Genomic DNA, 21,125 nt, shown 5'->3' with positions numbered 1-21,125 from the left:
AACAAATACCGAAAAACAGTTAAGTGAAGCTACTATCAACACCTTTCGAGATGTATTTTTCCCTCTTTCTATTCACTATAGAGTTAACAATAACCCCATACTTTTTGAAGCTCTTAGTAACCCTTACCCTAATATGTCCAGCACTGATAAAAAAGACATAAAAACGGAACGAGAACTATTCCTTGATACATTTAAGGAACAATTTGGTGGTGATATTCTATGGCTTGCAACAAACATCCTCAGCGAAGAACAGTGGAAAAAACTATTAATTGGTGAGATTTGTAATATCACTGAACACCTGAAAAATGCTGCTCCTTCAGATAGTAAAGATGAAAGCTGGAAAGAAATTCTACAAATTTATCAATTAACTGATGAACAATTTGCAGAAGTTTTAGCAAGAGAAATCAGAAAGATAGAAAATGGGCTTTATAAAAAAGTAGGGATACTGAAACACTTTATTCATATTTTTCAGTTCATTGAGAATAAAAAAATATTACAAAGCACATCTGAATATGTACAGAAAGTCATAGCAACAATCGATAATATCGATTACCTAGAACTTAAGAATAGTGAAGAATATGATAGTTCTCATGGAGGCTATGGTGGTTATACATACATTACTTCCGATAATTGCGGTTTAGAAAAAAGAAGCTATATAGCTGATTTTATGAAGCATATTAATACTAGAAAATTGCACTTAGAGCAGCAGATATTAAGAGATAATAGCGAGAACTTTCCGTTCAACAGTATAGTTTATACGACTGAATTATTAGGTCCAGAGGCTAAAAGGCAGCTAGATAATAAAATTGATTATCACCGATTACCTATCCTCAAATACATTAAACCACTAGATTTTCAAAACATGTTATCCACCAGTAATAGCAGAGATATTAGTTCCTTATTAAAAGTTTGTAAGGATAGAGCTACATTTTCGAAGATCCATCGTTTATCAATTATGAAAGAAAAGCTAAATTTTTGGAATGAGCTTTTGTTGCTTGTTCGAAAGCATCTTGAAACAAATTTGACAGCTCTTAGGCTTGGCTTTGTTTTTGCTGAGCAAAGTATTACTAGTTTGATCAATACATTAGAAGAAATTGATACTGATTACCCTAATTAATATCTAAAAGCCCCGATACCGTTAGGTATCGGGGCTTTCATATATATCAAAAGTTCTTTTACAACTAATTTGGCTTTAGCTTTTAGGCTATAGACCAACAGAGCATTTACGCAGGATAAATCGTGTTAGTACAAGGCGCTTTACCACGACGTTTAGTTTTTCATAAACGAGTGGTGAGGCAACGCTGTAATCACCGATTTAGACCAGTAAATTACATGCCCATGCCGCCCATACCGCCCATTCCACCCATACCGCCCATATCAGGCGCTGCTGCTTCTTGTGGAATTTCAGCTACCATTGCTTCAGTTGTGATCATTAGACCTGCAATAGAAGCGGCAAACTGTAGTGCACTACGAGTTACTTTAGTTGGGTCAAGGATACCCATCTCTAGCATGTCACCGTAAGTGTCGTTACCCGCGTTGTAACCGTAGTTACCTGTGCCGTTTTTAACTGTGTTAGCCACAACTGACGCTTCTTCACCTGCGTTAGTTGCGATTTGACGTAGAGGCGCTTCCATTGAACGTAGTGCGATAATCACACCGTGTTTTTGGTCTTCGTTGATCACTTCAACTTCAGAGATTTTAGAAGCAACACGTACTAGTGCAACCCCACCTCCAGGAACAACGCCTTCTTCTACTGCTGCGCGAGTTGCGTGTAGTGCATCTTCAACGCGTGCTTTTTTCTCTTTCATTTCAACTTCAGTGGCTGCGCCAACTTTGATAACGGCAACACCGCCAGCAAGTTTCGCCATACGCTCTTGAAGTTTTTCTTTGTCGTAGTCAGAAGTTGATTCTTCAACTTGCTGCTTGATTTGAGAAACACGACCAGAGATTTGAGCTTGCTCGCCGTTACCATCGATGATGGTTGCGTTATCTTTAGTGATAACTACGCGCTTAGCAGTACCTAAATCTTCTAGGGTTGCTTTTTCAATCTCTAGACCGATTTCTTCAGCGATAACTGTACCGCCAGTAAGAATCGCGATGTCTTGAAGCATTGCTTTACGACGGTCACCAAAGCCAGGCGCTTTAACAGCAGCCACTTTAACGATACCGCGCATGTTGTTCACAACTAATGTTGCTAATGCTTCGCCTTCAACGTCTTCAGCAACGATAAGCAATGGCTTACCTGTTTTCGCTAACGCTTCTAGGATTGGTAATAATTCGCGGATGTTAGAGATTTTCTTATCAACTAATAAGATGAAAGGAGCATCTAACTCAACGCTGCCAGTTTCTGGCTTGTTGATGAAGTATGGTGATAGGTAACCACGGTCAAACTGCATACCTTCAACAACGTCTAATTCGTTTTCTAGCGCTTGGCCTTCTTCAACGGTGATAACACCTTCTTTGCCAACTTTTTCCATTGCTGTTGCAATGATTTCGCCGATTGATTCGTCAGAGTTAGCAGAGATAGTACCAACCTGTGCAATCGCTTTTGAATCTGAACACTCTTGAGAAAGCGCTTTAAGTTCAGCAACAGCAGCAATGACTGCTTTGTCGATGCCGCGCTTAAGATCCATTGGGTTCATACCCGCTGCAACTGCTTTAAGACCTTCAGTCACGATTGATTGAGCAAGAACAGTAGCAGTAGTTGTACCGTCACCAGCAGCATCATTGGCTTTAGAAGCAACTTCTTTCACCATTTGTGCGCCCATGTTTTCGAACTTGTCTTCTAGTTCGATTTCTTTAGCCACTGAAACACCATCTTTAGTGATAAGTGGTGCGCCAAAGCTTTTATCTAAAACAACGTTACGACCTTTAGGGCCTAAAGTTACCTTTACTGCGTTAGCTAGAATGTTTACGCCGTCTAGCATTTTAACGCGAGCGTCACTGCCAAATTTAACTTCTTTTGCTGACATTTTCATGTTCCTTAAAATTTGTTGATTGAAAGCGATTTAATGGTGCGGATTAACCTACAACTGCCATTAAGTCTGATTCAGATAAGATAAGTACTTCTTCACCATCAATCTTTTCTTTCTTCACGCCGTAACCTTCATTGAAAATCACTACGTCGCCGACTTTAACGTCAAGCGCTTTAACTTCACCGTTTTCTAAGATGCGACCATTGCCTACAGCTAGGATTTCACCACGTGTTGATACTTCTGCAGCACTGCCTGTTAATACGATGCCACCCGCTGAAGTTGACTCAACCTCTAAACGTTTTACGATTACGCGGTCATGTAATGGACGAATATTCATCTACGGACTCTCCTAATGATTGCTGCCCACAAAAAAGGCGGTTTAAACAAATGATAAGGGCATTAATCCCTTTGATGTTTGATATATGGGGGTTGATGATCACAGTTCCAAGGGGTTTGCTAAAAAAACTGCGATTTTTTTGTAAAAATTGTAGCTAGTATTTTTTAAAGCATGATGAATACTGATAGAATTTGTCCCCCGTTGTCATGTTGAAGTCGAGATTGATGAAAGATAAACATGGGTTGCTAAGTGCGCCAATTGGTCGCGTACTTTTCAATATGAGCCTCCCCAACCTTATCGGTATCCTCACCATTTATGGTGGCAGCCTTATAGATACATTCTTCATTAGTCAGTTAGGTACTGATGCGCTTGCTGCTGTCAGTTTCACTTTCCCTGTCGCCATTGTGTTTGCCAGTATCGCCATCGGTATTGGCGCTGCCACATCGACTAATCTTTCTCGATTAATTGGAGCGGGCAACACAACCAAAGCTAAAAGTTTCTTATTTGACGCTATGCTGCTGACCTTCATCTTGATCAGTATATTGGTCTCTATTGGCATTATGGCTATTGACCCACTGTTTACCTTGATGGGGGCCAATGAAAAAAGCTTGCCGCTGATCCACGACTATATGTTGATATGGTTTTGCAGTGCGCCGCTGTTAGTGTTGTTGATGGTGGGCAATCAAGGGATCCGCGCCACGGGTGATACTCGATCGCCAGCGATTATTATGGCGGTGGCCGCAATTATTAACTTAATCCTCGATCCATTATTAATTTTTGGTATAGGGCCATTTCCCCGCCTTGAAATTCAAGGAGCTGCGATTGCGACCTTAGTGTCGTGGGTGGTCGCTTTTACCGTCTCGGGCTACATCCTCATTTATAAAAAACGCATTCTTGAGCTAATGACCTTATGCCGAGTTCGTATTACTGCAAATTGGAAAAAGCTCGGTCATATTGCTCGCCCTGCCGCATTGATGAATATGCTAAACCCTATCGCCAATGGCGTGATTTTAGCTATGCTCGCCCGCGCAGACCAAGCCGCAGTTGCCGCTTTTGGCGCTGGAATCCGTTTAGAAACCTTATTTTTAGTGGTAATAATGGCCATGACGTCATCGTTAATGCCGTTTGTGGGACAAAACTTAGGAGCTGGCCAACATAAGCGCGCCAAAGACGGCATGATGCTAGCGCTGCGCTTTGCTTTAGTGTTTCAAACCTTAATGTATGTGCCTATCTTTTTTAGCGGCCATGCTATTGCTGAGCTTTTCAGTAACGACCCGTTAGTTATTGACTGGTTGAGCTTTTACATTCACGTATTACCCGCAGCCTACGGGCCGTTAGCCGTAGTGATTATTTTTGCCACTTGCTTAAATGCTTACCACCGCCCAATGAAATCATTAGTGATTAATTTGGTGCGCTTATTTGTGTTAATGCTGCCATTAGCGGCAATTGGTTTGTATTTAGGTGGGGTAAAAGGTTTGCTAATTGCATTGCCTGTAACCAATACCATCATGGGTATTGCTTGCTACATTATGGCCAGTAATATCACCGAACCTGACTCAGTAAAACATCATTACAACAGTGACAAAGTCAGCGATTCATCAATATGATTGTTGAAGCTGCTAGCAACGATTGCCATTCATCATTGTAACTAATGATGAATAGCCTCTTGCCGAATTTGGCTAATAATGATGTATTGTATAACGACTTCTCACTCAGCATTTTGCAAGGAATACATGATGAGTAAATCTGTTAATGCTGCACTGCTCAACACTTTTGTGTGTCCCGGTTCAGGCCATTTGTATTTAGGTAAAAAAGCCATTGGCTGGGGCATTATTGCCTCTTGTTTCATAAGTCTATGCGTGATCATGACTGTTGTGATGAAGCGAGCTCAGAGCATTGCTGATGAAATTGTGGCAGGTAATATTCCGCTGGATTTTTACAGTATTTACGACGCTGTTCACCAAAGTATGACGACTAACTTACCGCCATCGCTAAACCTTGCTTGGATTGTATTACTCATTTGCTGGATAGGCGGCAGTATTAGCGCTTACATTATGGGTAAAAAACTAGATGGGTAAAACCTGGTTCAATCAGAGCTGAAATAGCCCAAAAGATAACAAAAAGCCGCTTGAGTCAATGACTCAAGCGGCTTTTTAATCTGTATTAGCAGATTATGCGTTTTTGTCGGTATCGCTAGGCTTTTTACTACTAGCGTTTTTATCACCACTGTCTGTTGGGGTAATATCTTTCACTTCAACCTGATGGGATTCTGGTGTTAAGTCGTTTGGATCAAACTTGCGTTCAAAATCGCCATCAAAAGTATTGCCATCTTGATTAAATGGATTTTGCTGATTTTGTCCAAACGGGCTTTGACCACCAAATGGGTTTTGGCCTGCTTGGCCTTGGAAACCGCCTTTAAATCCGCCACCAGCAACCACACGCATTTGCATCCGCTTAAAAATATAACTGGCGATTGGTGAACGGGTAAATGGAGTTAATAGCAATAAACCAATAAAGTCGGTAACAAAACCTGGAAATAGTAACAATAAACCAGCCGCAGCTAACATCATGCCTTCGACAATTTCTTTACCTGGCGCTTCACCGCGCTCAAGCTTAGATTGCACTGACATTAAGGTACTCAACCCTTGGCTACGAACCAATGAAACACCCACAATTGCGGTTAGGAAAACCAGCGCTACGGTATTCAACGCGCCAAACACATCCCCTACTGAGATCAACACGGATAACTCAATAGCAGGAACAAGAATAAATACTAAAAATAAAACTAACAGCATGTTTGCCTCAATTATTTCATTGGGTATGAATAAAATATGGGGGTAGTCAGGTCTTAATTCAAGACGTATCAAGATTAACTCATGGACTCGACGACGAAAAACCGTAAAGTGGTTCGCTATTGTAATAACCAAGGTTAAATACATTAGCGTATCTTAATAGATACATATGCCTTAGCATAAGGCTATTTTAGGTTATTAAGCTTAAGCTAACTTTAAGATAAACCAAAGATGATAGTATCCCTATGCAAGCAACAACCTATTTATTAGTTATAACAACTGGTCCAGATATCGCCAGCGCTAAAAAACTCGCTACGGCATTAGTCGAAGCGAAGGTTGCAGCCTGCGTGCAATTGTATCCGCAAATGGAATCAGTTTATATCTGGGAAAGTGAGGTTTGTCATAGTAGTGAGGTCGCGATGCACATAAAATGCATGGCGGATAATTATGATGCGATAGAAAAAATAGTGATCGATTTACATCCCTATGAAGTACCAGAGTTAATCGCTACGCCTATTACTCAAGGCTTGCCAAATTATTTACAATGGATAAAAGAAACCTCTCAATCATGAAAAAAATATTTGCGCTTATATTTACCAGCTTGCTGCTGCTATCGCCAATAGCACATAGTGAAGACATTTTTAGTAACAGCAATAAATTCAGCTTTTTACAAGACGAACCTGAATTAATGCCCGTTGAAGAGGCTTTTGTTTTTGATTACAAGCAAGACGGTAATCAAGTGGCGATTAATTTTGTTATAGCCGAAGGTTATTACTTGTATCGTGACAAGCTCACCTTTAGCGCTGATGGCGCGGTGATTGGCGATATCGAATTACCTAAAGGCAAAATGCACGATGATGAGTATTTTGGTGAGCAGGCTGTTTACTATTCTTTTGTTGAGCTGCCACTTGCCTTAAAAGAAGCGATAGACGATGCCAAAGTTGAAGTGACCTTTATGGGGTGTGCTGAAGGTAAACTGTGCTATCCGCCAACCAAGCGTGACGTGATTTTAGATGCTGTCGACACTAATGAAGGTAAACTCCCTACCAAGAAAGCCATCATTGGCGATGACTACGCCGCAAAACAAGCAGCGAAAAATTCCCCAGCCACCTCAGAATCACAAGCCCCAATTACGCAGCAAGACAGCTTAAGCCAAATGCTGGCAAACGACAGCTTAATGTGGACCTTGATCATCTTCTTTGGTTTAGGCATTGGCTTGGCTCTAACCCCTTGTGTATTCCCAATGTACCCCATCTTGTCTGGCATTATCGTTGGTCAAGGTAAGCAGCTATCTACCGCAAAAGCCTTCACCTTGTCGATGGCTTATGTTCAAGGTATGGCGATTACCTATTCGCTATTAGGCTTAGTGGTCGCTTCGGCAGGACTTAAGTTCCAAGCAGCGCTGCAACACCCTGCAATATTGATTTTCTTAGCCGTGATGTTTGTGCTGCTCAGTTTATCTATGTTTGGCATGTACGAGTTACGCCTGCCAGGCAAATGGCAAGACAAGATGAACAACCTGTCTAATAACCAAAAAGGTGGCAACCTGATTGGCGTGTTCTTTATGGGCGTGATTTCTGGCTTAGTCGCTTCACCTTGTACTACAGCGCCACTGTCGGGTGCACTCATTTATGTGGCCCAAAGCGGCGACTTACTGCAAGGGTTTTTAGCACTCTACGTACTGAGCATGGGTATGGGTGTACCACTGCTTATTATCGGCACCTCGGGCGGTAAATTATTACCACGCGCAGGCGCTTGGATGGATATCATTAAAACCATCTTTGGCTTCTTACTGATTTCTGTGTCTATCGTAATGGTAGGTCGTATCTGGCCAGGCGTTGTCTCTGATGTACTTTGGTCACTATGGGGCATTGGCTTAACAGGCTACCTTATCCACCAAAACAAACTGTCTGAGTTTAACTGGAAGCAAACCACTCGCGGCATTTTGCTTACGCTGACATTATTGGCGAGTTTCTCATACGGTTTCCAAGCGGTGATGTCAGCCATGGGGTTACAAGCGCCGTCTATCAGTAATGAAATCAATCAAAGCGCGCCAGTTAAACATGTTGAGTTTAAAATTATTAAATCTGTAGAGGATTTAGAACTAGAGCTAGATAAAGCGAGTGTAAGTGGCAAAACCGTCTTGCTCGACTTATACGCTGACTGGTGTGTGGCTTGTATACAATTTGAAAATATTACCTTTAAAAACCCTGCGGTGATTGAACGGTTAGATCAAATGGTTTTACTTAAAGCTGATTTAACTAAAACCGATCCAATTGATATTGAGATGATGGAACATTTCAGTGTTTTAGGCTTACCTGCGCTGATCTTGTTCGATGAAAATGGCAACCAACGTGAAGATTTGCGAGTAACCGGCTTTATGGACCCTAAACCTTTTGCTGAACACTTAGATTTGTTACTCAAAAAATAGTTTTTACGTAGAGTAACACACTGAAAAATGGCCAATTTAATTATTAAATTGGCCATTTTTTTAATTTGTGGTGCATTTTTAATATCAGGTTAACTTTATTGTTATACAATCTACTTACCTACAACCTGTTTTCAACAACTAGACCAAGGCATTATGGAACCAGCAATTTTCATTATTACTCTCGTCTGCGGCATGTTAGTGAGTCGAGTCGGATTACCGCCACTTATCGGCTACTTAGCAGCCGGTTTCTTATTGTTCATTTTTGGCGTGCAAGACGAAAGTGTGCCACTGCTGCAAGAGTTAGCTGACCTTGGCGTCATGTTGTTGCTATTTGCTATTGGCTTAAAGCTTGATGTTAAAAGCTTACTCAAGTCTGAAATATGGGCCAGTTCCAGCCTGCACTTAGTCGGTTCGATATTGTTCTTTTTACCCATCCTTAAATTGTTAGGCTTAGTGGGCTTAGATAGATTGGTTGATCTTGAAATGAACCAACTATTGCTGCTGAGCTTTGCGTTAAGCTTCTCAAGTACTGTATTTGCCGTCAAAGTCCTTGACGAAAACGGTGATGGTCAAGCTCTGTACGGGAGAATCGCCATTGGTATCTTGATTATGCAAGATATTTTCGCGGTATTGTTCTTAACCATTTCTAAAGGTGAGTTCCCGTCAGTATATGCCTTAGGCCTACTGCTGCTACCGTTATTAAAACCGGTGATTTATAAAGTGTTTGATCGCGTTGGTCACGGTGAAATGCTGATTCTATTCGGCCTTGCTATGGCGTTAGTGATGGGCGCATGGGTATTTGAAGCCGTTGGCTTAAAACCTGATTTAGGCGCACTGATCATGGGCATTTTACTTGCCGGTCACGCTAAATCATCTGAGCTGGCTAAGTCAATTTACTACTTTAAAGAACTGTTCTTAGTCGCCTTCTTCTTAACCATTGGCTTAAATGGTCTCCCTACTATCGAAGATGTCGGACTTGCAGGATTATTAGTATTACTAGTTCCGTTTAAGGTAATGCTGTTTTTCTTTATTCTGACTCGCTTTAAACTGCGTGCGCGTACCTCGCTGTTTGCCTCGTTTAACTTAGGTAATTACAGTGAGTTCGGTTTGATTGTTGCGGCGGTTGCGGCGCAAAAAGGCTGGCTACCAGCAGAATGGTTAATTATTTTAGCCGTAGCATTAAGTATCAGTTTCTTAATTGCTGCACCATTAAATGCCACCGTGAATCGCTTATACCAAAAGTTTCACGATACCTTCACCACACTGGAAAAACATCCTCTTCACCCAGAGGACAGGCAGATCCCTGTGGGTAACCCACGCTTCTTAATCTTAGGTATGGGTCGAATTGGTTCAGGTGCTTACGATGAACTGCGCAGTAAGTACAGCGGCGAGATATTAGGGATTGAACACAAACAAGACTTAGTCGACTTTCATCGCAGCGAAGGCCGTAACGTTGTGCAAGGTGATGCCAGCGATACCGACTTTTGGGAAAAGCTTGAACGGGCGCCAGGCCTTGAATTAGTGCTACTAGCCATGCCACATCACGTGGGTAATATGTTTGCGGTAGAACAGTTACAAAAACTAGAATACCAAGGCAAAATCAGTGCGATTGTTCAGTACTCTGAAGATGCTGAATCGCTGAAAGAGCAAGGCGTAAACAGCGTTTATAACTTGTATGAAGCTGCCGGTGCAGGTTTTGTTGATAACGTGATTCACGAATTACTCGAGCCTAAGTCAGAAAGTAATACCGACGTCGATAAAGCCAGTGCGTCGCCAGAAATTACTCAGACCTTAAGCAAGCCATAGTCAATAATCTATTTAAGCTATGGTCGTTTAACACTCTAATCAGCGCCTTATGTTTTCATAAGGCGCTTTTTTATGTTTGAATCACTCTAAAATACCGACATTCAAGTCACATGCACGAGAGAGATTATGGATATTAGCTGGTCAGCGCTGGGACTATTTATGTTGGTGTTAATTGTACCCTTCGCAATTAACCGCAGCTATCAATTGGCGCTCGGCAAAGACATCTCTATTGCTGTAATTAGAATGACTGTGCAAATGGTGCTGATTGGTGTGTACCTTCAATATCTATTTCATCTCGATAATTTATGGGTCAATCTCGCTTGGCTGTTAGTGATGTTATTGGTGGGTGCCAGTGCTATTATCAATAAGGCAAAATTACCTAAACGGCCTTTGATGATGCCTATTTGTGCTGGGCTTTTATTAGGGCTTTTACCTGTTCTTTTACTCATGATGCTATGGCTGTTTCAACCAACGCCCATCTACAGTGCTCAATATCTAATTCCCACAGCTGGCATGCTGCTTGGTAATAGTCTTAGCGGTAATATTATTGCTTTGCAGCGCTTATTTGCAGCTTTTGAAGAAAGACAGCCGCAGTACCAAGGGGCATTAGCATTAGGCGCATCCCCAAAACAGGCGGCTGAACCCTTTGTGCAAAGTGCACTACAACAATCGTTTGCTCCTATTTTGGCTTCAATGGCCACCACTGGGTTAGTGAGCTTACCGGGCATGATGACAGGGCAAATATTAGGTGGGGTCGACCCGATTATTGCTGTTAAATATCAAATAGTTATTTTAGTGGCTATTTTTGCCACACTGACAATTTCAGTGGCGACCTCAGTGAGCCTAACCTTAGGTAAACTGCTTAATCACAGTGGTAAAATGCGCTTTAATACCCACGTATAAAAAGCATAAAAAAAGTGAGCCAATTGGCTCACTTTTGCATTGATAACATTAAGGGGAATAATGTTATCGCTGAACTTATTGATGAAGACTTACATTTTAAAACTTACTTTTTAGAGTAAGCCGCCGCTTGCTCACCCGCTAAGCGACCAAAGGTAATGATGTCAGAGATTGCGTTACCGCCTAAGCGGTTGGCACCATGAACACCACCAGTCACTTCACCTGCGCCGTATAAACCTGGAATCACTTTGTTATCTTCAGATAGGATTTCAGCTTTATCATCAATCGATACACCACCCATTGTATGGTGAACCCCTGGTGTCACTTCAATAGCGTAGTAGTTACCTTCATTAAGAGAGCGAGGTAAGTTAGGACGTTCAAAGTCAGTGTCTTTACCTGCAGCAACCAATTTGTTGTACTGTGCAATTGATGCAGTTAGAGCTTTACCATCAATCCCAGCGACCTTACCTAAATTTTCAGGAGAGTCAGCTGACGGCACGACACCCAGTTGAATATACTTATCAATTTTCTTCAGCGATTTACGCACTGAGTCATCAAAGATTAAGTAAGCCACTTTACCCGTTTGGTTAAGAATTGCTGCAGCCGCTTTATCACGAGTAGTGATTTCGTTGACGAAGCGTTTACCTTCTTTGTTCACCAAAATCGCGCCGTTGCCACGTACAGCTTCAGTCACCATCACACCACCTTTAACTGATAAGGTTGGATGCGCCTGAATGTACTTAACGTCCGTCATGCCTGCGCCAGCGTTGCCAGCCACATCAAGACCATCACCTGTAGCACCTGGTTGGTTAGTTGAAATAAAGCCTTTCAGTTTAGGATCGTACTGAGAAACACGCTCGTTATTGCGACCAAAACCACCGGTTGCCATCACAACGGCATCAGCTTTAATCCAGTAGTAACCAGTGTATTTACCTTTAACCAGTAAACCTTCCACTTTACCTGAATCATCTTTAATAATTTCAACACCGCGAGTGTTCATGCGCATGTCGACTTTACGCTCTAGCGCATTATCGTAAAGCACTTGGATCACGTGAGCACCAACACCAGCGCCACCTGTAGGACGATGTGAACGGTTAGCTGATGCGCCGCCCATACGGCCAACATCATTTAAATCTGCGCCCATTTCAGTCATCCAGTCCACTGAACCTTTTGAATGAGAGGTGAGCACTTCAACCAATTTAGGGTCATTTAAATCACGGCCACCTTTCATGGTGTCTTTGTACATAGACTCAACACTATCTTTGATGTCTTTGGCTTTTTGTTGATCTGTCCAAGCAGCGTTCATACCACCGGCAGCAAGTTTAGCGTTACCGCCAATCACTGGCTCTTTCTCAACTAAAATCACTTTCGCGCCTTTATCTGTTGCTGCAACAGCTGCAGAGAAGCCTGCACCACCAGAACCAACAACCACAACATTAACGGTATCACTAGGCGCTGCTGCTAATGCCGCTTTACGGTCTGCAGAATCTTTAGCAAGCTCAGCTATTGAAGGCTCGTAACGCTCCCACTTACTGCCAAATGGCATATCAAAATCAAAGCTATGGCAAGAGTCACAGTACACAACTGATTTTTCGTGGCCACTGTGACAAGAGGTACAAGCAACATCGCCAGGGAAGTGAGATTCGTGAGCATTGTAGTTTTCACGAGTATTGCCTTCAGCGACTTCTTCTAAAGTGCCATGGCACGACACACATTGTTCATTTTCAAATGTCAGACTGTCATTTGAAAGCTCACCGCTAGGTAAATGACAACTTTCACATTCCTGATTTTCCGAGTGAAAGTCAGCAAGGTTGTCTGCTGCTATTGCACCGCCAACTAAGCCAGCTGAACCGAGTAATGCAGCTAATAGCGCTGCGCATCGTGTTAATTTCATGGTAACTCCTTTAATGTAGCCATGACGCTAATTCGCCATTCTCTGTCATGCCTTTTGGTCATCACATTTGCTACTGAACCTGATTTAACTTAATTTTCACGCGGTTTAGGCCATCACTCAATCGAACTTGTCAGACACACTTCCAAAATTTACAGCCGATCACATCTGGCATTTATCCCTATGCAAAAGTGCATAGTCCAACTCAGCGCTATGCACTTTTGCATAGTAATAAGTGATCATCTTCACAGTCTCTATTTGAATAATGCTGTGTTTCAATTTGCTCAATATTGCTTTGTTCAAGCCATCAGATTTCTGTCAGATTTACGCTCAATGCCACAGTTATGAAGATTACGATTTGCTAAAGTGCAAGCATTACGTGACTGCTAATGATTGATTAAATCTTGATGAAATATTGGCTCTGCTTATTGATATTATTTAGTTTTCCTTCACTCGCAAAGGAAACCATCGTCTTTGGGGTGCACTCCACTACTGCACCTTTAGAGTGGAGAGATAATGGCGTTGATCAAGGTTTTCATGTTGAGCTAATGGACCGTATAGGACAAATGCTAGATAGACCGATAATGGTGCGCCGTAAAACTTTTCAGCAACTGATGACAGAAATGCATGATGCAACAAGTCCCATTGATGTTGTCGCCGTAGTTAGCCCAACCAATGTAAGGCGTGAATTGAGTCAGTCCGATCCGATTTATGCTACCCATGCCAAAGCGTATACCCTGCAAGGCAAAGATTACATCGACAATTGGTCAGATTTAGTTGGCAAAAAAGTCGCCATTAAAAGTGGCGCTTTTGTGGATGTATTTTTAACCAATCAACCACAAAACTTCACCCAAGTTAAAGTTGATTTATATGAAACTGGCTTCCAGAAATTAATGACTGGAGAAGTCGATGTGGTACTGGCTGAGAACTTCGTCGCACGACGATTACAACCTAAATATCCTTTGGTAAGAAGCTCAAGTGATGCGCTGATTTTCGGAGCATTTACCTTTGTCAGCAACCCAACAAATGCTCCCTTGCTCAAAGAAATTAACGATGCATTAAGACAGTTAAAAATCTCAGGAGAGTACGACAGGTTGGTCAATAAGTGGTTTGGTATGGGCCGAGAAAAATTTGATATCACCTCGACCCATCAAAAAATGCTGACGCTCTCGATTGTGATTTCCATTATTTCAGCCATAGGCATGCTGTATACCTTTTCGGTAAGCCGTAGCCTAAAGTTTCGCTCAGAAGCCCTAGCACTAGAGCTTGAGCAGCGAGAAATTGCCGAACAAAAAATTCGCTCTTTATCACAACAGTTTCAGGCTGTACTCGACGGTATCCCACACGGGATGACGATATTTGATCATCAAATGCAGTGCCTGTGGAGTAACGATAATAATCAGTTACTGACCCACAGTAAGTTTCACTATGTGGATGGCACCCCATTTGATTTAAGTGCCAGTGTTAAATCCGTCATTGAGTCTAAAAAGTCACTCATAGCCGATATGGGTTATTTAGCCCAATACTGGCAAGTACAAATTCACCCTATTGCTGATGAACAAGCCGTAGTATTGCTAGAAGAAAACACTGAGCAGCAACATCTTCGCCAGGCCAATGACGAAGCAAGCCGTTTAGCTTCACTTGGCGAACTGTCGGCAGGTGTTGCACATGAGATTAATAACCCTACTGGGATTATCATTCATTCTATTGCGCTATTTGCCGAGGCGATGAAGGATTTACGCCCCGCCGCTGACTATTACCAACAACAAAACCCTTTTTGGTTAGTTGCAGGACTTGATCCTCAAGCAGCCTTTGACGAAATTAGCCACAGCACCGAAGTAGTGGAAGAAAGCGCTAAACGTATTTCACGTATTGTGAATGACCTAAAACGTTATGCATTACCCAATATTGCCTCGAATCATCAATCCATTAGCTTAAATGAAGTTGTGCAAGTAGCGCAGCGTCTGACCTCCAATCAGTTAAAACGCTACCAAGTGAATATCGAATTACAGCAACCCAGTGCGCTAATTAACGGCGACGCGCAGCAACTGCATCAAGTGATGATTAATCTGATCCAAAATGCTTGTCACGCGACCCCCGCAGGAACTGGGCTTATTTCCATTAAGACATTCAGCACTGAAACCGCTGCTTATATTTGTGTTGAAGATAACGGCAGCGGCATGAACAAAGAAACGCTCAAACGCATTACAGAACCTTTTTTCACTACAAGGCGCTCCCATGGCGGCAGTGGTTTAGGTTTATCTGTTTGTAGCCGAATTTTAAAAGAGCACCATGGCCATATGAAAGTCACTTCCACCCTTAATGAGGGCAGTTGCTTTACCCTAGTGTTCAGTGCACTGCCACCATTGAACACAGATGCATCAAATACAGCTCTATTAAATACGGCACTATTAAATAAAGAAACAGTGAATAAAAAACCATTGAATCAAGAACAATTGAATAAAGAACAAGTTAATAAAGAAACATTAAACACAGATCCAGTTGAACCCAGCAAGGAGCTAAACCGTGAAACTCGCACGTAATATTCTGTTAGTCGATGATGAAGCGCCTTGGTTAAGAACCTTAGCGGTGACCTTGAATCGTTTAGTGCCAGAAGCTGTGATTGATACTTGTGTGGATAGCCGCCAAGTGATGAACCGTTTAGAGGGTACAGATTACGCCTTAGTGCTATTAGACTTAACCATGCCATTTCATTCAGGGGAAGATTTATTGGCGCAAATCCGCCTTGAGCACCCTAACACTCGGGTGATTATTGTCACGGGTGTAAATGAAGTTGATACCGCAGTGCGTTGCATCAAAAATGGAGCTTATAATTACTTTATTAAAACTGATGATGTGGCTGATTTAGCATTAACGGTTCGCCAAGCCTTAGAAGTCGTGGGTCTTGAACGTAACTACCATCGCATTAAAGAGAGCTTTTTAAGTAAAACCCTCAGCCAGCCAAGCGCATTTAATAACATCCTCACTTGCGAGCCCAATCTACTGGATCAGTTTCGCTATATAGAAGCCGTAGCCTTCAGTCCTGAACCTATTTTAATTTATGGTGAAAGCGGCACGGGCAAAGATGAGTTTGCTAAAAGTTGCCACCAGTTATATAGCGCTGATGCCCCTTTTATAAACGTCAATTTAGCCGGTATCTGTGAAAGCGCGTTTGAATTACAACTGTTTGGCCAACTAAGCCAAGAACCGGGAAAATCCCAAGCTGGCGCCCTGCATCAAGTAGGGAAAGGTCTGCTTTATTTAAACGAAATTGGTGACTTGCCACTGTCGTCGCAAGCTAAACTATTGGATGTTTTACAGCAAAAACAATACTACCCTATTGGCAGCGACCGTCCTTATCCCGTTCACTGCCGCATTATTGCATCCACTCAGCATGACTTACTTGCACTTAACCAAGCAGGTCTGTTTAGACGCGATCTTTTATATCGTTTACGCGCCCATAAAATTCATTTACCGCCATTAAGACAGCGTAAATTAGATATCGCCATGTTAATCAATCACTTCATATCGCTAGCCGCTGAGGAGATGAACCTAACGCCGCCATTGCAGCCAAGTGATTTGGCAACCCAACTACAGTGTTATGACTTTCCGGGTAATTTACATGAACTCAAAGGCATGGTGTTTGATGCTGTGAGCCGCAGTGATGGCATACAACTAAATATCTCACCTTTTATGGAAGCGATTAATGAACATAAATCTACTGGTGAGCACACAATAAACGGCATCATATTCCCACAAGTATTGCCAACACTTGCTGATATGAGCCAAGCATTGATTGATGAAGCCATGAGTCGCACAGCCAATAACCAAACCGCTGCGGCGCAAATGCTAGGGATCAGTCAGTCGGCTTTAAGTCGACGGATAACTAAAAAAGAATAATCGGCATAGCAATATGCCGTTTTTGGTAGATTAAAATACATTAGCAGTGACGAATATTGTTCTGTCTGCAGAAAAGTCTTCGTCATTGTTTTTAACCAGATACTACTAAAGAGGTAGTAAATAATTAAAATCACATGAATTATTATAAAAAGTAGCCATATTCGCATTCAAATAGAATCAAAATAAGTAATCCTAGTTACACCTCGAAACAATCGTGATATAAATCACATATCTACCATGCAATTAACTCACCTTAGACTAGATTTAAAGTGAGGCAATTCAATACAAAACTAATAAATTAACCAGTGAGTCATTGAATATGTAACTTAGTGCGTAGGTTTTTTACGTAACTCGGCATTATTTGGAATGTAACTGTATGTCTAATCCTGCTCAAAAAGCCATGAAGTTGTTTGTACAAACATTTGGCACTACGGCTGATGACCTGTATCAAGCGCCAGGTCGCGTCAATATCATTGGCGAACACACGGATTATAACGAAGGATTTGTTTTACCCGCAGCAATCAATTTTCACACTGTTATCGCAGTTAAAGAACGCAGCGATAATACGTTCAGAGCTGTTACTGATGCTTTTCCAGGTCAAATTGAACAGTGGAAATTTGGTGAAGAAGGTTCTACCCAAGACCAAAGTAGCTGGGGCAAGTATTTAAAAGGATTTACCGCGTCAATGTATCAATCAGGCCTTAAAGCAAAAGGGCTTGATCTCGCTATTGTCGGCAATGTGCCCTTGGGCGCTGGCATGTCATCTTCCGCTGCGTTAGAAGTCGCGTTTGGTACTGCGATTAGTTACGCAAGCCAATTGCACCTATCGCCTCTCGCTATTGCTCAAATTGCCCAGCGCGGTGAACATAGATTCATCAAGACTGAATCTGGCATCATGGATCAAATCATTAGCGCCTTGGCTGAAGCCGATCATGCCTTATTGATTGACTGCTTAGAGCTTGATAGCGATCCTGTCTCGATCCCAGAAAACTTAAGCTTATTGATCGTCGATCCGAATATTGATCGCCAAAGCCTCATTGAGCGTTTTGATAAACGCAAACAACAGTGTTCAGAAATCAACGATTTACTCGCTGTAGAGTCGTTACGTGAAGTGAGCTTAGTGCAACTTAATCGTGAAAAAGATCGATTAGGAGACGAGCTTTTTGCCAGAGCCAAACACGTTCTGAGTGAAAACCAGCGCACCGTCAATGCCGCTAGAGCCCTTGGCCAAAATGATATGCCTCGCTTTAGTCAATTAATGGCACAATCTCATGAGTCGATGAAAACCGACTTTGACATTACCACACCTGAAATCGACAGCTTAGTGAGTATCATTAAACAAGTGATTGGTACCCGCGGCGGGGTAAGAATGAGCGATGGCTGCGTAGTCGCATTAATCGATCATGAGCTTACTGATGAAGTGGTTAATGCCATTGAAGATAAGTACTTTAAAGAAACGGCGATAGAAGCCATTATTTACTTATGTTCAGCCAGTGATGGTGCAGGAAGAATTGACTAGTTCCTGCCAAAGTGACAACAGATAACAATCAAACAAGGCTTATTTATTAAGCCTTTTTTATCAGCTAAATTAACCAAGTTAGTAAAGACGATAAACAGGACATACTCCTTAATAATCTCATCAGGAAGAGGCATAAATGATTCAAATTACGGCATTGGAGCCATGGCAAGATCCCCGTGGTGGCCAGATTGAACGGGTTCAATTAGATAATGGCATTATCGCAATCGAAATCTTAAGTCTTGGTGGCATTATTCGACAATTATCGACTGCCGATAACCAAGGAAAACATGAAAACATCGTCTTAGGTTGTGACAATATTGAAGATTACCTCTCTCAACAAGCCTATTTGGGTGCGATTGCGGGGCGATATTCAAATCGCATTGCTAACGGTCAATTGCAGTTTCAGGGTCAAAGCTACCAATTAGATGTGAATCAAGCGACTAACTGCTTACATGGCGGCGCGGATGGCTTTCATTTAAAGCAATGGCACATGCAGACGTTAGCAGATGGTGTCAGGTTAACCGTTACCAGCCCTGATGGAGAAATGGGTTTTCCTGGTAATTGTAACGTACAGCTCGACTATCGTTTAGATGGCAATAACTTACTTGTTGAAATGCAAGCCAATGTAGATAAAGCCTGCCCTATTAGTTTAACCCAGCACAGTTATTTCAATTTAGAAGGTGCTTCAAGTCAATCGAACACAGAACATCAAATCCAAGTTGATGCCACTGAGTACCTCACAATGAATGATGTTGGTGTACCCGTTTCACTCGAGCCGACTCAAGGCAGTGATTTAGATTTATCAGCTGCAACTGCATTTTCACAGCAAACTCAGCGAGCAGCATTAACGCCGACAAATGGTTTTGATCACTGTTACGTATTGCAAACCAGCCCAAATGAGTTAATTCGATTTGGCAGTCTTTCAAGCCCTAAAAGTGGCCGCACTATGACGGTTTACACTAACCAGCCTGGTGTGCAGGTATACGGCGCAAACTTCCTTGAAGGAACTAAAGGGTTTGCAGGGCAAATATACCAGTCTCATCAAGCTGTGTGTATTGAGCCACAAATGCTGCCAGATTCCCCAAACCAACCAGACCTACCTGGCGAGCCCTGGATTACTGAAAATGGCACATATCACCATTCAAGTCGTTATGAATTTGGTAATTTATAAACTCGATTAAAATCTACCAATAAAAAATGGCGCTAACCTTAAGGTTAGCGCCATTTTATTGCTCTCATACCATGACGTTAATCGTCATCATCTTCGCTCATACTCGCTTCAAAGCCAGTATCTTCGTATTCCATATCGTCATCTGCATCCATGACATCATCCATAGGTTCATCTGCAACCACTGGCGCTTTACTTTTTGTCACTGGCGCAGAGTCAGGCACAGAAGATAATTCAATATGCGCTTCATGCTTAGCCATAAATTCGGCTCTCGCCGCTAACCATGCTGCATCATGCTCAGCTTTGGCTGACTTTAATTGCTCGTTATCCAGTTCGTGTAGATTAACTTTAACAATATCTTCAACGTATTCACCGATAGTATTTCGGTTTACATTGAATAAATAAATTCGCCCTGGAGAAGCGTCTGGTAGCTGGTTGTCGTGAACAACAATAGAAGTGCCTCTAGAAGTACGAAGCTCACCAAACCAAACTTGTTTTTTTGCAGTGTTATACATATATGCTAACGCCCTTAAATCAACACATACCTTTGATAATGCACTATTTTTAAGCACACAGTTCAATAATCAAACCATACTCTGAGAACATGATTAATGAGGATAATTAATCAAAAACTTCTGTAAAAATCAATCATTGTTTTATGAACTTTTTGATATTTTGAAGTCAGTAATTCTTTTTCAAATTAAGCTGCTCAATCTTTCGACCCAAAACAATATCGTACAAAAATCAAACAGCGGCTTTCAATTTCAAATTTAGTTGAAAAATAGCAGCCTTCAAGTCGATAATTTGAAAAATACTGTTTTAAAAAACATCAATATGGGCAACTGAAAAGATAACCATGCAAAATCAAAATATTGGCAGGGTTAAGTGAAAACATTCCGTTCATTCTGACCCCTGCGGCAGGCAATGGATTAGATTGAAGATATGATTCTCAGTAGCAGCATCAACAGATGAAGTACAAAGTTGATGCTGGTAACTCGTTTTTGCCCCAAAACTTGTTTCAAATTTTGAAGTTATCGTTTGAAAAAAATCAAAGTCGTGACGCTTCGCCCACACCAGACCAAAAGGGTATCAACAGCAATACCCTCTTGGATCACCCTGCCGCCCCTAACGAAAAATGCTGAAAAGCGCATATTTTCAACGGGGGTTGATCCAGCTTTAAACTTCATTTTGAGTCCGCTTCGGCAAGCTACAAAAATCACTAACGCTTACGATGGGGCGTCCCTTCCCCTCGAAAGCTAGCCAGACATATATGGACCCATCCGGTTTGCAAGATATTTAATATCGACTTTGAGAATAGTTCATTGCACCCATATATTCGGCCTGTTATTGAGGTACTCCTCTGGCCCTGATGGATATTTGCTTCTACTTTCCTTATCATCCTTACG

The 21,125-nt window shown here is 41.9% G+C and carries 16 protein-coding genes; 11 read left to right on the top strand and 5 right to left on the bottom strand.

Features of this window, described 5'->3' with window-relative positions:
• Positions 1–1,117: hypothetical protein (locus FNZ24_RS21520; protein ID WP_194945103.1), on the top strand; the 1,117-nt coding region annotated here is incomplete at its 5' end.
• A gap of 211 nt (positions 1,118–1,328) precedes the next feature.
• On the opposite strand, the gene groL is transcribed toward FNZ24_RS21520, so the two are convergent.
• Together groL and FNZ24_RS19535 are read right to left on the bottom strand one after the other, a co-directional pair.
• Positions 1,329–2,972 (bottom strand): chaperonin GroEL, encoded by a 1,644-nt coding sequence (groL, locus tag FNZ24_RS19540; RefSeq protein ID WP_153916479.1) that lies wholly within the window; start codon positions 2,970–2,972, stop codon positions 1,329–1,331.
• 49 nt (positions 2,973–3,021) lie between these two features.
• Positions 3,022–3,312 (bottom strand): co-chaperone GroES, encoded by a 291-nt coding sequence (locus FNZ24_RS19535; RefSeq protein WP_055022857.1) that lies wholly within the window; start codon positions 3,310–3,312, stop codon positions 3,022–3,024.
• Between the two features lie 224 nt (positions 3,313–3,536).
• Between FNZ24_RS19535 and FNZ24_RS19530 the strand changes: the two genes are divergently transcribed.
• Together FNZ24_RS19530 and FNZ24_RS19525 are read left to right on the top strand one after the other, a co-directional pair.
• Positions 3,537–4,919: an MATE family efflux transporter gene (locus FNZ24_RS19530; protein ID WP_153916478.1), complete on the top strand. Its 1,383-nt coding sequence runs from the start codon at positions 3,537–3,539 to the stop codon at positions 4,917–4,919.
• A 129-nt stretch (positions 4,920–5,048) separates the two neighbouring features.
• Positions 5,049–5,390: a hypothetical protein gene (locus FNZ24_RS19525; RefSeq protein WP_153916477.1), complete on the top strand. Its 342-nt coding sequence runs from the start codon at positions 5,049–5,051 to the stop codon at positions 5,388–5,390.
• Between the two features lie 93 nt (positions 5,391–5,483).
• On the opposite strand, the gene FNZ24_RS19520 is transcribed toward FNZ24_RS19525, so the two are convergent.
• The gene (locus FNZ24_RS19520; RefSeq protein ID WP_153916476.1) at positions 5,484–6,107 is read right to left on the bottom strand and encodes an FxsA family protein; all 624 of its coding nucleotides are present in this window, start codon (positions 6,105–6,107) and stop codon (positions 5,484–5,486) included.
• 242 nt (positions 6,108–6,349) lie between these two features.
• On the opposite strand from FNZ24_RS19520, the gene cutA reads away from it, so the two are divergent.
• The 4 genes from cutA (at position 6,350) to FNZ24_RS19500 (ending at position 11,244) form a co-directional block, all read left to right on the top strand.
• The gene (gene cutA / locus FNZ24_RS19515) at positions 6,350–6,676 is read left to right on the top strand and encodes a divalent-cation tolerance protein CutA (RefSeq protein ID WP_153916475.1); all 327 of its coding nucleotides are present in this window, start codon (positions 6,350–6,352) and stop codon (positions 6,674–6,676) included.
• On the top strand, positions 6,673–8,535 hold the full coding sequence (locus tag FNZ24_RS19510) for a protein-disulfide reductase DsbD (protein ID WP_153916474.1): 1,863 nt from the start codon (positions 6,673–6,675) through the stop codon (positions 8,533–8,535). Before cutA ends, FNZ24_RS19510 begins: the two co-directional genes overlap by 4 nt.
• Before the next feature lie 153 nt (positions 8,536–8,688).
• Positions 8,689–10,341 carry a cation:proton antiporter family protein gene (locus FNZ24_RS19505; protein ID WP_153916473.1) on the top strand — a complete coding sequence of 551 codons (1,653 nt, stop codon included), beginning with the start codon at positions 8,689–8,691 and terminating at the stop codon, positions 10,339–10,341.
• A gap of 126 nt (positions 10,342–10,467) precedes the next feature.
• Entirely contained in the window at positions 10,468–11,244 is a 777-nt protein-coding gene (locus FNZ24_RS19500) for an ABC transporter permease (protein ID WP_153916472.1), read from the top strand.
• A 103-nt stretch (positions 11,245–11,347) separates the two neighbouring features.
• Here FNZ24_RS19500 and FNZ24_RS19495 read toward each other — a convergent pair whose 3' ends face one another.
• Positions 11,348–13,135 (bottom strand): flavocytochrome c, encoded by a 1,788-nt coding sequence (locus tag FNZ24_RS19495; protein ID WP_153916471.1) that lies wholly within the window; start codon positions 13,133–13,135, stop codon positions 11,348–11,350.
• 404 nt (positions 13,136–13,539) lie between these two features.
• On the opposite strand from FNZ24_RS19495, the gene FNZ24_RS19490 reads away from it, so the two are divergent.
• The 4 genes from FNZ24_RS19490 to FNZ24_RS19475 all read left to right on the top strand — a co-directional run bounded on the left by FNZ24_RS19490 (position 13,540) and on the right by FNZ24_RS19475 (position 19,722).
• A complete protein-coding gene (locus FNZ24_RS19490) occupies positions 13,540–15,675 on the top strand; it encodes an ATP-binding protein (protein ID WP_153916470.1) in 2,136 nt (711 codons plus the stop codon).
• Positions 15,659–17,032 carry a sigma-54-dependent transcriptional regulator gene (locus tag FNZ24_RS19485; protein ID WP_153916469.1) on the top strand — a complete coding sequence of 458 codons (1,374 nt, stop codon included), beginning with the start codon at positions 15,659–15,661 and terminating at the stop codon, positions 17,030–17,032. The genes FNZ24_RS19490 and FNZ24_RS19485 overlap by 17 nt, the downstream gene beginning before the upstream one ends.
• 376 nt (positions 17,033–17,408) lie before the next feature.
• Entirely contained in the window at positions 17,409–18,551 is a 1,143-nt protein-coding gene (galK, locus tag FNZ24_RS19480) for a galactokinase (RefSeq protein WP_153916468.1), read from the top strand.
• A gap of 136 nt (positions 18,552–18,687) precedes the next feature.
• Positions 18,688–19,722: an aldose epimerase family protein gene (locus FNZ24_RS19475; RefSeq protein ID WP_153916467.1), complete on the top strand. Its 1,035-nt coding sequence runs from the start codon at positions 18,688–18,690 to the stop codon at positions 19,720–19,722.
• Positions 19,723–19,799: 77 nt separating this feature from the next.
• Here the strand turns inward: FNZ24_RS19475 and FNZ24_RS19470 are convergent, their stop codons facing one another.
• A complete protein-coding gene (locus tag FNZ24_RS19470) occupies positions 19,800–20,234 on the bottom strand; it encodes a hypothetical protein (RefSeq protein ID WP_153916466.1) in 435 nt (144 codons plus the stop codon).
• Between the last annotated feature and the right edge of the window lie 891 nt (positions 20,235–21,125).

Source organism: Shewanella sp. TC10 (assembly GCF_009663145.1).
In the GTDB taxonomy this organism is placed as follows: domain Bacteria; phylum Pseudomonadota; class Gammaproteobacteria; order Enterobacterales; family Shewanellaceae; genus Shewanella.
This window is presented reverse-complemented; position numbering and strand designations above follow the sequence as displayed.